This is a genomic window from Brevundimonas sp. (genome assembly GCF_032107865.1).
In the GTDB taxonomy this organism is placed as follows: domain Bacteria; phylum Pseudomonadota; class Alphaproteobacteria; order Caulobacterales; family Caulobacteraceae; genus Brevundimonas.
On record NZ_DAMCNG010000067.1, the window covers coordinates 1 to 13,260 of the forward strand.

10 protein-coding genes, 1 tRNA gene and 1 pseudogene are annotated in these 13,260 nt (G+C 67.4%); 9 read left to right on the plus strand and 3 right to left on the minus strand.

Features of this window, described 5'->3' with window-relative positions; all coding sequences use genetic code 11:
- Both RT567_RS07705 and RT567_RS07710 read left to right on the plus strand, forming a co-directional pair.
- Positions 1 to 235, plus strand: a pseudogene (locus tag RT567_RS07705) (peptidase M20); the annotation flags it as partial.
- 45 nt (positions 236 to 280) lie between these two features.
- On the plus strand, positions 281 to 1,300 hold the full coding sequence (locus tag RT567_RS07710; RefSeq protein ID WP_313575519.1) for an NAD-dependent epimerase: 1,020 nt from the start codon (positions 281 to 283) through the stop codon (positions 1,298 to 1,300).
- A 58-nt stretch (positions 1,301 to 1,358) separates the two neighbouring features.
- Here the strand turns inward: RT567_RS07710 and RT567_RS07715 are convergent.
- Positions 1,359 to 1,434 (minus strand) — tRNA-Ala (locus RT567_RS07715).
- Positions 1,435 to 1,556: 122 nt separating this feature from the next.
- Between RT567_RS07715 and RT567_RS07720 the strand changes: the two genes are divergently transcribed.
- The 5 genes from RT567_RS07720 (at position 1,557) to hisS (ending at position 6,278) form a co-directional block, all read left to right on the plus strand.
- Positions 1,557 to 1,862 carry a YggT family protein gene (locus tag RT567_RS07720; RefSeq protein ID WP_046653094.1) on the plus strand — a complete coding sequence of 102 codons (306 nt, stop codon included), beginning with the start codon at positions 1,557 to 1,559 and terminating at the stop codon, positions 1,860 to 1,862.
- Between the two features lie 158 nt (positions 1,863 to 2,020).
- Positions 2,021 to 2,899, plus strand: a complete 879-nt coding sequence (locus RT567_RS07725; RefSeq protein ID WP_313575521.1) for a 3-hydroxybutyryl-CoA dehydrogenase — start codon at positions 2,021 to 2,023, stop codon at positions 2,897 to 2,899.
- Entirely contained in the window at positions 2,899 to 3,465 is a 567-nt protein-coding gene (locus RT567_RS07730; protein WP_313575523.1) for a hypothetical protein, read from the plus strand. Before RT567_RS07725 ends, RT567_RS07730 begins: the two co-directional genes overlap by 1 nt.
- Positions 3,466 to 3,527: 62 nt before the next feature.
- Positions 3,528 to 4,748, plus strand: coding sequence for a DUF418 domain-containing protein (locus RT567_RS07735; protein WP_313575524.1), 1,221 nt, complete (start codon positions 3,528 to 3,530; stop codon positions 4,746 to 4,748).
- A 57-nt stretch (positions 4,749 to 4,805) separates the two neighbouring features.
- Entirely contained in the window at positions 4,806 to 6,278 is a 1,473-nt protein-coding gene (hisS, locus tag RT567_RS07740; protein WP_313575526.1) for a histidine--tRNA ligase, read from the plus strand.
- Positions 6,279 to 6,639: 361 nt separating this feature from the next.
- On the opposite strand, the gene RT567_RS07745 is transcribed toward hisS, so the two are convergent.
- Positions 6,640 to 8,760 (minus strand): M13 family metallopeptidase, encoded by a 2,121-nt coding sequence (locus tag RT567_RS07745; protein ID WP_313575528.1) that lies wholly within the window; start codon positions 8,758 to 8,760, stop codon positions 6,640 to 6,642.
- A gap of 422 nt (positions 8,761 to 9,182) precedes the next feature.
- Here RT567_RS07745 and RT567_RS07750 point away from each other — a divergent pair, with 422 nt between their 5' ends.
- The gene (locus RT567_RS07750; protein WP_313575529.1) at positions 9,183 to 9,839 is read left to right on the plus strand and encodes a TetR/AcrR family transcriptional regulator; all 657 of its coding nucleotides are present in this window, start codon (positions 9,183 to 9,185) and stop codon (positions 9,837 to 9,839) included.
- A gap of 160 nt (positions 9,840 to 9,999) precedes the next feature.
- Entirely contained in the window at positions 10,000 to 12,441 is a 2,442-nt protein-coding gene (locus tag RT567_RS07755) for a membrane-bound PQQ-dependent dehydrogenase, glucose/quinate/shikimate family (RefSeq protein ID WP_313575531.1), read from the plus strand.
- A gap of 158 nt (positions 12,442 to 12,599) precedes the next feature.
- Here the strand turns inward: RT567_RS07755 and RT567_RS07760 are convergent.
- A partial coding sequence (locus tag RT567_RS07760; protein ID WP_313575533.1) for a glutamate-5-semialdehyde dehydrogenase occupies positions 12,600 to 13,260 on the minus strand: 661 nt, incomplete at its 5' end.

A 13,260-nucleotide genomic window follows, 5' to 3' on the forward strand; every position in this document is an offset into this window, starting at 1 on the left:
CTGGCTGCTGGGGATCGGCCACTTCGTCTTCCTGGGCGTGGGAATGGACATGCCGGGCGCCCTGGCCCTGATCGCCCTGCTGGTCCTGCTGTTGGCCCGCCCGCTGGCGCCGGGCGCGAAGACGACGCGCCTGGTCCTGCTGGCGGCGGCCGCCTGTCTGATCGCGGGTGTCGGGCTGAATATCTCGGCTCAGCTGCTGGCGCCGTCGCCCGCCGTGGCGGAGACCTTGCCGTAGAGGGGTGCTGGCGTCGGCGCGCGCGAGCGTTTATCGCAACGGATCATGAGCGATCCCGTCCTGGTCACCGGCTCCGCCGGCTTCATCGGCTTCCACACCGCCCGGCGCCTGCTGGAGCGGGGCGAGAGCGTGATCGGGCTGGACAACCTCAACGCCTATTATGATCCGGCGCTGAAGCAGGCGCGCCTGGCCCAGCTGCAGGCCCATCCGAACTATCGCCATCACACGCTCGACCTGGCCGACCGCGACGGCGTCGCCGCCCTGTTCGCCGAGCACACGCCGCGCCGCGTGGTTCACCTCGCCGCCCAGGCGGGTGTCCGCTACAGCCTGGAAGCGCCCGAGACCTATGTCGATTCCAACGTCGTCGGCTTTCTGAGCATCCTGGAGGGCTGCCGGGCGGTGGGGGCGGCCAATCTGGTCTTCGCCTCGACCAGTTCGGTGTTCGGCGCCAATCGCGCCCTGCCGTTCTCGGTGCGCCAGCCCGCCGACCATCCGCTGACCGTCTATGCCGCGACCAAGCTGGCCAATGAGGCCATGGCCCATTCCTATGCCCATCTGTTCGGCTTTCCGGCGACGGGCCTGCGCTTCTTCACCGTCTATGGGCCGTGGGGCCGCCCGGACATGGCCCTGTTCAAATTCACCCGCGCCATCCTGAAGGACGAGCCGATCGACGTGTACGGCGAGGGGCGGATGAGCCGCGACTTCACCTATGTCGACGACATCGTCACCGGCGTGATCGCGGCGCTGGATCGTCCCGCCGCCATCGATCCGACGTGGGACGCGGCCGCCCCCAATCCGGCGACCAGCGGCGTGGCCCCCTGGCGCATCCTGAACCTGGGCGCGGGCCGTCCCGTGCCGCTGATGCGCTACATCGAGGTGCTGGAGACCAAGCTGGGCCGCAAGGCGAAGCTGAACCTCATGCCCATGCAGGACGGCGACGTCGCCGACACCGAGGCCGACGTCACGGACACCTTGGCCGCCCTCGACTACGCCCCCACGACCCCGGTGGAGGAGGGCGTCGCCCGCTTCGTCGACTGGTACTGCAACTTCTACCGCGAGAACTGAGGCGCGGCAGGGGGCGCCTGGAAGGCGTTCGAACGTCAGCGATTTCGTCTAGATGCCCTGGTGGAGCCGAGGGGAGTCGAACCCCTGACCTCGTCATTGCGAACGACGCGCTCTACCAACTGAGCTACGGCCCCGACCGACAGGCAGGCGCGGGACATAGAAGCGCGCAGGGGGGCGTGTCAACGGGCCGCGCACGAATCCTTGGCGATCGGCGGCCGGGCCGCTAGAAGCGGCGTGAACGAAGCAGGAGTTTCTTATGGGTTTCGCCCTTGTCTGGCTGGTGAACGCCGTCGTCACCTTGATGATCTGGTGCATCATCGCCTCGGCGATCCTGAGCTGGCTGTTCGCCTTCGACGTGATCAATCCGCGTAATCGCTTCGTGGGCCAGATCGCCTATGTGCTGGACACGGTGACGCGCCCGATCCTGGGGCCGCTCCAGCGGGTGGTGCCGTCGCTGGGCGGCATCGACATTACGCCGATCATCGCCTTGCTGGCGCTGCAGTTCCTGAGCGTGCTGTTCAACCGGACGGTCGCGCCGATGCTGATCATGTCGCTGGGCTGATCCACGGCAGCGTCGAGGAGGGGGCTGCCGGGCGTTGAGCCCGGATCACGGCCCCCCAGGAATCCACACCTGGAGCCCAATCCGCCCTTGCGTGGCGCGAGCGGGCTCCTAAGGTGCCGACGACTGGTCCCTCTTGGACCGCCTTTTTCGCGTAATTCATGACCACGATCAGGACAGTCGCCGTCATCGGCGCCGGGCAAATGGGTTCGGGCATCGCTCAGGTGGTGGCCGCCGGCGGCTATGAGGTGAAGCTGTACGACATTGCGCCGGACCGCGTGACCCTGGCCCTAGGCGAGATCGCGGCCAGCCTGGCGCGTCGCGCCGCACGCGGCCTGTCGACCGAGGCGGAGGCCCAGGCGGTCCTGCAGCGCATCGCCCCGGCGACCAGCCTGGCGGAGGCGGCCAAGGCCGACCTGGTCATCGAGGCCGCGTCCGAGGAAGAGGCCGTCAAGAAGGGCGTCTTCACCGAACTGACGCCGCTGCTCGGACCAGACACCCTGCTGGCGTCCAACACCTCCTCGATCTCCATCACCCGTCTGGCCTCGGTCACGGATCGGCCTGAGCGCTTCATCGGCCTGCACTTCATGAAGCCGGCGCCGACGATGAAGCTGGTCGAACTGGTGCGCGGCATCGCCACCTCGGCCTCGACCTTCGAGACGGCGGTCGCCTTCGCTGAAAGCCTGGGCAAGATCATCACGGAGTCCGAGGACTTCCCCGCCTTCATCGTCAATCGCATCCTGGTGCCGATGATGAACGAGGCGGTCTATGTGCTGTACGAAGGCGTCGGCGACGTCGCCTCGATCGATAAGGCGCTGAAGTTGGGCGCCAACCATCCGATGGGGCCGCTGGAGCTGGCGGACTTCATGGGGCTGGACGTGGCTCTGGCGATCATGAACGTGTTGTATGACGGCCTGGCCGACAGCAAATATCGGCCCTGTCCGCTGCTGGTGAAATATGTCGAGGCCGGTTGGCTGGGCAAGAAGAGCGGGCGCGGCTTCTACGACTATTCCGGCGAGACGCCGGTCCCGACCCGCTGATGGCCGTCGCCTTTCCCTCCCTGCCGGGCCTGAAGCGCGTGGCGCCGCGACGCGGCGCGGGCGCCCTGATTCCTGCTGCCCTGGCGGCGGCGGCCTGGCCGCCGGTGATCCTGACCCTGTTTATCTGGCCACCTGAGAACTGGTGGTCGGGCGTGGATACGGACTGGCGGCTGGTGATGCTGGCGGTCGGGCTGATCGCGGCGCCGGTGGGGCTGTGGCTGCTGATCGACAGCCATGGGAAGACCGGACGCCCGTCGACGCGACTGGGCGTGGTGTGCCGTTTCACCGTGTTCGGCGGCCTGCTGGCGGCGGCGATGCAGACGATCATGGCCGTGGTCATGGCGGGTCTGGCGGGCATCGCTTCGCAGAACCCGGTCCAAAGCCTGGGCGCGATCGAGACGGCCCTGCTGATCTACGGCGTCGGCGGCCTGCCGCTGGCGGTCATGATGGGCGTCAGCTACGCCCTGTGGGGCGGTCTGTGCGTGGCCTATCTGGGATTTGTCCCGGCGCCGGTGGTCAACAACCGCATGGGCGTCCTGTCCGAGCGGGACGTTACGGGGATTTAACGTGAACCCAAGCGGCCGTCCCGCCTAAGCCTCGACCTCTTCACGCACAACAAGGGGCGAGCATGAGGGATCAGGTCGAAACGGTCCAACCGAAGCCGGTGGCGACGGATCAGCGGATCGTGACGCTGGACGTGCTGCGCGGCGCGGCGGTGCTGGGCATTCTGGCGGTCAATGCGGCGGCCTTCGCCCTGCCGCTGGTGATCCTGGAGTCGGCGCCGGATCAGTCGCCTTTTCCCGCCGTGGTCGGGGCTTCGGGCGCGGCGCAGTGGGCGGTCGACGTCTTCTTCCGCCAGAAGTTCGTGACCCTGTTCTCCATGCTGTTCGGCGTGTCGATCTTCTTGGTCGGCGGCGAGCGGGGGGATGAGGCCAAGGGCCGCGTCCTGCGCCGTCGCCTGATGTTCCTGGCCCTGTTCGGCCTGATCCACGGCTTGGCCTTCTGGTACGGCGATATCCTGTTGCTCTACGCCTGGTCAGGACTGTTCATGATGCTGATGCGGTCGATGCCGGCCAAGTCGCTGATCTGGATCGGCGCCGGGGCGACCGTGCTGCTGGCCACGCTTCAGGCGGGCCTGATGATGGCGATGGCGCATTTCCCGGAGGCCATGAGCGAAGGCGGTCCCGCCGACGGGGCGGTCGCCGCCTCCATCGCCGCCTATCAGAGCGGCTGGGCCGGCACGGCGCTGGAGAACCTGAAGGCCTGGGCCTTCGCCCAAGGCGCCAGCCTGTTCATGTATGTGTTCTCGACCGTTCCGTTGATGATGCTGGGCCTGGGGCTGTTCAAGGCGGGTTTCTTCCATGGCCGCGTCCCGACGCGCGTCTATGCGATGCTGATGGCGGGCGGCGCGGCGGTGCTGGCGCTGTTGGGCGTGCTGGAGTGGCTGGAGATCCAGGCCGGTCCGGGCGTTGAAGCCACCGGCGGCTGGGCGGCGGTCGTCGCCTCCTATCCGATCATCATCACCCTGGCCTACGCCTCGGTGTTGATCCTGGCGACGACGCGCGGCGTGGTCTGGCTGCGCAAGGGGCTGGCGCCGGTGGGGCGGATGGCCTTCACCAACTATCTGACCCAGACTCTGATCATGACGACGATCTTCTACATGCCGTGGGGGCCGCGCCTGTTCGGCCAGGTCGACTATCCGATGCAGTGGGCCATCGTCGTCGGCGTCTGGGCGCTGCAACTGATCTGGTCGCCGCTGTGGCTGTCCAAGTTCACTATGGGGCCGTTCGAGTGGCTGTGGCGGCGCCTCAGCTATGGGCGCGATCTGCCGTTGCGCCGCGCGGCTTGAGCGGGAAGGGGCGGCGGCGAGTTGCGGCGACGGAACTGATGGCTTAATCGCCGCCTCATGACCGACGAAGCCTCCAACCGCCCCGAAGCTCGCGCGCCGCGCGGGTTCGCCGACCGTCGCGGCCGCGACCTGACCGCCGAGCGCCGCATCGTCGCGCGCGTGTCCGAGGTCTATGAGCGCTGGGGCTTCGAGGCGCTGGAGACCCCGGCGTTCGAATACGCGGACGCCCTGGGCAAGTTCCTGCCCGACGCCGACCGTCCGAACGAAGGCGTCTTCGCGCTTCAGGACGATGACGACCAGTGGATGGCCCTGCGCTACGACCACACGGCGCCTCTGGCCCGTTTCGCCGCCCAGAACTGGGAGACCCTGCCCAAGCCGTTCCGCCGCTACGCCTATGGGCCGGTGTGGCGCAATGAGAAGCCCGGGCCGGGCCGTTTCCGCGAGTTCTGGCAGTGCGACGCCGACACCGTCGGCTCGGACCGGCCCGAGGCCGACGCCGAGATCATCGCCATGGGTTGCGAGGGCCTGCGCGCGGCGGGTCTGGCGGCCGGGCAGGCGGTGATACGCGTCTCCAACCGCAAGTTGTTCGACGGCCTGTTCGACGCGGGCGGGATCGTCGATCCGGCGCAGCGGCTGACCGCCCTGCGCGCCGTCGACAAATACGACCGTCTGGGCGTCGAGGGCGTGCGCCTGTTGTTGGGCGAGGGGCGTCTGGACGAGTCCGGCGACTATACCAAGGGGGCGAATCTGCCCGCTTCGGTGATCGGGGCGATCGAAGCCTTCTTGGCCTCGGCCGAGACGCCGGGCTTCAGCCGTGCGGGCGTGCTGGACGCCGTATCGGGCGCGGCCTTGGGCGTTGCGGGCGAAGAGGCGCTGAAGGAACTGGCCGCCATCGACCGCGCCCTGACCGCCATGGGCGTGTCGCAGGACGACGTGCGCTTCGACCCGACCATCGTGCGCGGGCTGGAATACTACACCGGCGCGGTGTTCGAGGCCGAGCTGCTGTTGGACACCAAGGACGAGAAGGGGCGCGCGGTGCGCTTCGGCTCGATCGGCGGCGGCGGGCGCTATGACGATCTGGTGTCGCGTTTCACCGGCCAGTCGACCCCGGCGACGGGCTTCTCGTTCGGCGTGTCGCGTCTGGCCTCGGCCCTGCGTGCGGCGGGGCGCGGGGCTGAGGACGCCACGCGCGGGCCGGTGGTGGCCATCGTCTTCTCTGAGGACGACATGCAGCACTATCTCGACGCCGTGTCCGAACTGCGCGCGGCGGGTATTGCGGCCGAGCTCTATCTGGGGCGGGCGGGCATGAAGGCGCAGATGAAATATGCTGACCGTCGCGGGGCTCCCGCCGCCGTCATCCTGGGCGGGGACGAGATCGCCGCCGGCCAGGTGACGATCAAGGATCTGGACGCCGGACGCGCCCGCGCCGCCGCCATCACGGACAACGACGCCTGGAAGGCCGAGCGGCCGGGGCAACAGACCGTGGCCCGCGATCAGCTGATCGCGGTGGTTCGCTCCATTATCGAATAGGCTTCGATAAAAACCATGACGAAGACGTGACTTATCAACGTTCAGTTACGAAAGAACGCTCTTTCGATAGAGGCTTGATTGACTTGACCCCCTCGATGGCGTCATTTGGTCTCACTCAAGAGGCGCAGCGCTCAGCCGCAGCGACATCTTGAAGGCGTTTCGGGGAGGAAACGTCCGCTCCTGAGAGAGCGAGAAGGCCCGCTGCGATGTATCCCCCGCAGCGGGCTTTTTCATGCCCGGAGTTCGGGAAAGATCGAAGACTATTCGAGAATGGCGGGGGCTGGTGTTGATGAAACTGGCCGCATGAAAAAGGGCCGGAGCGGCGACGCTCCGGCCCTCTTCATTTAGCAGGCGCTGCGCCTTACCAGATACGGACGCGGTCTTCCGGCGCCAGATAGTATTTGGTCCCCGGCTGGATGCCGAAGGCGTCGTACCAGGCGTCGATGTTGCGCACCGGGCCGATGACGCGGAACTCGGCGGGGCTGTGCGGATCGGTGGCGATCTGGTTCTTCAGGGCGTCCTCGCGGTACTTGGACTGCCACACCTGCGCCCAGCCGTAGAAGAAGCGCTGGTCGCCGGTCACGCCGTCGATCACCGGGGCGGGCTGGCCCTTCAGCGACAGGTGGTAGGCCTCGAGACCGACCGCCGTACCGGCGGCGTCGCCGATGTTCTCGCCCATGGTCAGGCCGCCCTGGACGTGGAAGCCCGGCAGCGGCTCATAGCTGTCGTACTGGGCGCCCAGGCGCTTGGTCAGGCTCTCGAAATTGGCCTTGTCCTGATCGGTCCACCAGTTGCGCAGCACGCCGTCGCCGTCGGACTTGGAGCCCTGGTCGTCGAAGCCGTGGCCGATCTCGTGGCCGATCACGCCGCCGATGCCGCCGTAGTTGACGGCTGGGTCCGCATCCGGGTCGAAGAAGGGCGGCTGCAGGATGGCGGCGGGGAAGACGATCTCGTTATTGGCCGAGTTGTAATAGGCGTTCACCGTCTGGGGCGTCATGCCCCACTCGTCCTTGTCGACCGGCTGGTCCAGGCGCGACAGGCGGTAGTTCCACTGGAACTGGCCCATACGCTGGCTGTTGCCGAACAGGTCGTCGGCCTGGATCTCGAGCGCGGAATAGTCGCGCCACTTGTTCGGGTAGCCGATCTTGACGGTGAATTTGCGCAGCTTCTCCTGAGCCGCCGCCTTGGTCTCCGTGCCCATCCAGGTCAGGTTGTCGATGCGGTGCGACAGGGCGGTGCGCAGGTTGGCGACCAGTTCTTCCATCTTGGCCTTGGATTCGGCCGGGAAGTATTCGGCGACATAGAGACGGCCCGCCGCCTCGCCCAGGGCGCCTTCGGCGAAGCTGATGGCGCGTTTCTCGCGGCTGCGTTGTTCGGGCTGGCCGGCCAGGTCGCGCGAGTGGAACGCCCACTGGGCGTCCGAGAAGCGCTGCGACAGCATGGGCGCGGCGTCGTCCGTGGTGTGGAAGGCCTGCCAGGCCTGCAAGGTGGCCACCGGCGTCTCGGCGAAGATGGCGGCCATCTTCGGCATGGCCGTGTTCTGGCGCACGATCACGCGATCGACGGCGCCCAGTCCGGCGGCGTTGAAATAGCCGGCCCAGTCGAAGCCGGGCGCCTCGGCGGCCAGGCTCTGGATGGAGTAGGGGTTGTAGGTCTTGTCGCGGTTGCGGTTCTCGATCGGGGTCCAGTGGGCCTCGGCGATCCGATCCTCCAGGGCGACGACGGCGGCGGCCGAGCCGGCCGGATCGCTCCAGCCGATGTTGGTCAGCATCTGCTCGATATAGGCTTGGTACTTCTGCTTCTTGTCGGCGAAGCGGGCGTCCAGATAGTAGTCGCGGTTGGGCATCCCCAGGCCCGACTGGCCGGTGGTCACGGCGTAGCGGGTGGGGTTCTTCTGATCGATGGTGATGCCGGTGCCGAAGAAGGAGCCGCCCGCGCGTCCCTGGGTCTGACCCATATAGGCGGCGATCTTCTCATGGCTGTCGGCGGCGCGGATGGCGGCCAGATACGGAGCCAGCGGCTGGGCGTCCAACTGGTCGACGCGAGCCTGATCGATGAAGGCGCGGTAGGCGTCGGCGATCTTCTGCTCGTCCGAACCGGCGGCCAGATCGGTGCGCGCGGCCAGGTCCGTCACCAGCTTCTTCATGCGGTTGTCGGACAGTTCGCGCAGCAGGGCGAACGAGCCGTAGGAGGTGCGGTCCGACGGGATGGTCAACTGGTCCAGCGCCGCGCCGTTGGCGTAGCGGAAGAAGCTGTCGCCCGGATCGACCGAGGTGTCGCGACCGGTCAGGTCGAAGCCCCAGGTTCCGTATCGGGGCGCGTCCGTGCCCTGCCAGCCCGAGGCGCCGCCCTGGGCGGCCGGGGTCTGGAACAGCTCGAAGACGGTGCAGGCCTCGTCGATGCAGGCGTGGTCGTCATGGGCCAAGGCGGCGGCCGGCGCCAGAAGGGCGGCCGCAGCGACCCCTGCGAACAGTTTCTTCATTCGTCGTTTCCTCATCTCGGGCCCTAAGGGGCGCGCTGCCCAAAGCCTAGCGGCAGGGGGCGATCATGCGGTCTTAAAAAATTTTGGCGCGCCGCGCGAGGGCGGATCGGATTCCCTGTTTTCCCCGTTCGGCCGCCCAATGATGCAGAAAGGAAATAGACTGAGGCATATAGCCAAGCTTTGAGCCGCAGAGCTTTGCTGACCTTGCGGTATCAGTAGAACTCCGTAGTCGTGTTGAACTCCTGAGCGTGGTGCGGCAAAGTTTTATGCCGCCCGTGACCCATTTTGGTCATTGTTCGGTGATGAAAGTTCACCACTTCCTCCCAAGGAGCGTTCTCCGCCTTGTTCCAGGTTCGCGTCAGGTCGACGGCGAGCCGCGATGGGGCGAACGCCGCACATAGATGAGTTTAGAGCCGCCGCCGATGCGTGAATCTTCCCAGTCCGCCCCTGCCGTCGCCGAAGCCGAAGTCCAGCCTCGGCTGAACCGCCGCCAGGCCGCCAAGGTGCGCACGCGTCAGAAGGTTCTGGACGCCGCCCGCACCCTCTTCGCCGAGCGCGGCTATGACGCCGCCACCATCCGCGACATCGCCAAGGGCGCCGGCATGTCGACCGGCGCGGTCTTCGCCAACTTCCAGGACAAGGCCGAGCTGTTCGAAGCCGTCTTCTCCGAAGAGATGGAAGGCCTGCTGGTCGATATCCGCACCGCCGCCGCCGAGGGCCGCGTTCTGGACCGCCTGTCGAACGGGCTGACGGCGGGTTATCACCGCTCGCTGGACCATCTGCCGCTGATGCAGGCCATGGTGGCGCGTTCGTGGTTCCAGCCGGAAGACGCCGATCTGCGCTCGCGCGCCTTCGTCCGCCCCCTGGTCGAGGCCGTGGCCGAGATTCTGCAGGCCGGCGTGCGTGAAGGCGAGCTGCGCCAGGACGTGGATCTGCCCATGTTGGCGCGTCTGATCTGGGACGTCTTCATCAACAACTTCCGCTTCGCCGCCTATGACAACTGGGGCATCGAAGAGCTGACGCCGCATATCCGCAAGCAGCTGGAGCTGATCCTGGCCAGCCAGCTGGCGCGTCAGTAAGGCCTCAGCCAGAACAGATTGAGGGCCGTACGCCGAAGGGGCGTGCGGCCCTTTTTCTATGCGTCGATCAGATCGGCTCCCGGTTTCTCGCGCCCCGATGGAACGGCGGTCTTGCTGGCGTGTTGCAGTCCAAGGCCAAGCTGAACGATGGGAGGGCGCCATGTCGTCCATTGAGCGCGGACGGGGCTTCGGCAGCGTCCTTGTCAGGCTTCTCGGGATCGTCATCGCCCTGATCGGGCTGACGCTGACCATAGGCGGAGGCCAGCTGATCATGCTGGGCGGGTCCGCCTACTATCTGATCGTCGGTCTGTTGATGATCATCTCGGGCGGGCTGCTGGCCTTGCTCAGACCGTTGGGCGCCTGGCTCTACATCGCCATCTTCATCGGCACCGTCGTCTGGGCGCTGTGGGAGGTCGGGCTGAACGGTTGGGCCCTGGTCCCGCGCGTGGTGGCGCCGCTGGTGCTGTTGATCGCGGTGGTCCTCAGCTTCCCGGCGCTGAAGCGCGACGGGGGCGGCGGCAAGCTGGCCCTGGGCGGACTGGCGGCCATCGTCGTCTTCGGCCTGATTTCCGGCGTGGTGGTGGCCCAGGCGAACAAGGCGCGGGTGCTCAGCCCGGTTCCGGGCGCGGCGAACGGCGGCGTGGGCGACCCGGCGGTGCTGAAGGTCGGCGCCGATTGGCCTGCCTGGGGCGGTTCTGACAGCGCCCAGCGCTATTCGCCGCTGAGCCAGATCACCAAGGACAATGTGAAGGGGCTTCAACGCGCCTGGACCTTCCGCACCGGCGACCTGCCGGACGAGCGCTGGGGCGCCGAGACGACGCCGCTGAAGATCGGCGACACGCTTTATCTGTGCTCGGCGCGTAACCGCCTGTTCGCCGTCGATGCGGCGACCGGAAAGCAGAAGTGGACCTATGATCCCAAGGTCGCCGACGACCAGATTCCCTATACCGCCGCCTGCCGGGGCGTGGCCTATTATGCGGCCCCCAACGTCGATGCGGCCCAGCCCTGCGCCACGCGCATCATCGAAGGCACGCTGGACGGGCGCCTGGTGGCGGTGGACGCGCGTACGGGCGTTCCCTGCGCCGGTTTCGGGACCAACGGCTCGGTCAGCATCAAGCACGGCATGGGCGATCCCTATCCGGGCATGGTGTCGATCACCTCGGCGCCGGTCATCGTGCGCGGGGTGGTGGTCACGGGTCATCAGGTGCTGGACGGCCAGAAACGGTGGAACGCATCGGGCGTGATCCAGGGCTTCGACGCGGTGACGGGCCAACTGCGCTTCGCCTGGGACATGATGCGGCCAGACATCACCACCCTGCCGCCGGAAGGCGAGACCTATACGCCGGGCACGCCGAACATGTGGACCACGGCCACGGCGGACGAGGCGCTGGGTCTGGTCTTCCTGCCAATGGGCAATTCGGCGGCGGACTATTATTCGGGCCTGCGTCGTCCGGCCGAGAACGAATACGCCACCTCCTTGGTCGCGCTGGATGTGACTACGGGCAAGCCGCGCTGGCATTTCCAGACGGTGCGCAAGGACGTCTGGGACTATGACCTGGGCTCACAGGCGACCCTGGTCGACATGCCGATCAACGGGACTGTGGTTCCGGCGGTGATCCTGCCGTCCAAGCAGGGCGACCTCTACATCCTGGACCGCCGCACCGGTCAGCCGCTGCACAAGGTCGAGGAGCGCCGCGTGCCCCAGGGCGGCGTCGAGCCGTCGCAGCGCAGCCCGACCCAGCCCTTCTCCCTGTTCCATACGCTGAGGAAGGCTGACCTGACCGAGCGCGACATGTGGGGCATGTCCCCGATCGACCAGATGGTCTGCCGCATCCAGTTCCATCAGGCGGCCTATGACGGCTATTTCACGCCGCCGACGTCGGACCGGCACTGGATTCAGTATCCGGGCTACAACGGCGGCTCGGACTGGGGCGGGGTGGCGGTCGATCCAGCGCGAGGCGTGATCGTCGCCAACTACAACGACATGCCCAACCACAACCGTCTGGTGCCGCGCGCCGAAGCCGAGCGTCTGGGCTGGTTCGCGCGCGACGATCCCCGCTACATCGAGCGCGAGAAGGAGGCGGCCAACCGCGGCGGCAACCTGTCGAAGTCCAAGGCCGAGGGCGCGGGCGACCCGCAGATGGGCGTGCCCTACGCCATCGACGTCAATGCGGGCTGGCGGGTCAAGTTCACCGGCCTGCTGTGCAAACAGCCGCCCTACGGCGGGATGCGCGTCATCGACCTGAAGAGCGGCCGCACCCTGTGGGATCGTCCGTTCGGCACGGCGCGCAAGAACGGGCCGTTCGGCGTTCCGTCGATGCTGCCGCTGGAGATCGGCACGCCGAACAACGGCGGCTCGGCGGTGACGGCGGGCGGACTGATCTTCATCGCCGCCGCGACGGACGACCTGATCCGCGCCATCGACATCGAGACGGGCAAGACGGTGTGGTCGGACGTGCTTCCGGCGGGCGGCCAGGCCAATCCGATGATCTATGAGCAGAACGGCCGCCAGTATCTGGTCATCATGGCCGGCGGGCATCACTTCATGGAGACGCCGCGCGGGGACTATGTGATCGCCTATGCGCTGCCAGAAAGCCGTTGAGGCGCGGTTCTCCCTCCCCTTTGATGGGGAGGGTGGTCGCGTAGCGACCGGGTGGGGAGGGCCGTACGATATGAGCGGGGTGTGGTCTGCCTAAGCGCCCCACCCGGCTTCGGCTGCGCCTCAGCCACCCTCCCCATAAAGGGGAGGGAGAAGGTGCATTACGGCCGCGTCTGGCCCTCGCCGCGCACAACATACTTATAGGTGGTCAGCTGCTCCGCGCCGACTGGCCCGCGCGCATGCAGCTTTGAGGTCGAGATGCCGATTTCGCCGCCGAAGCCGAATTCGCCGCCGTCGGCGAACTGGGTCGAGGCGTTGATCAGCACGATGGCGCTGTCGACGCCATTGGCGAAGCGTTCGGCGGCCTTCTCGTCGGTGGTGACGATGGCCTCGGTGTGGCCCGAACCGTAGCGGCGGATGTGGTCGACCGCGCCGTCCACGCCGTCCACCACGCGCACTGACAGGGTGGGGGCCAGGTATTCGGTGGTCCAGTCGGCCTCGGTCGCCTCGCTCATGTTCGGGACGAGGGCGCGCGCTTCGGCGTCGCCACGCAGTTCGCATCCGGCGGCGATCAGGTCAGCGGCGACGGCGGGCAGCAGGCGCGCGGCTGCGGCGCGGTCCACCAGCAAGGTCTCGGTCGCGCCGCAGACGGAAACGCGGCGCATCTTGGCGTTCAGGGTGACGCGACGAGCGACGTCCAGATCGGCGGCGGCGTCCAGATAGGTGTGGCACAGACCCTCGAGGTGGCCCAGCACCGGCGCCTTGGCCTCTGCCTGAACGCGAGCGACCAGGCTCTTGCCGCCGCGAGGGATGATCAGGTCG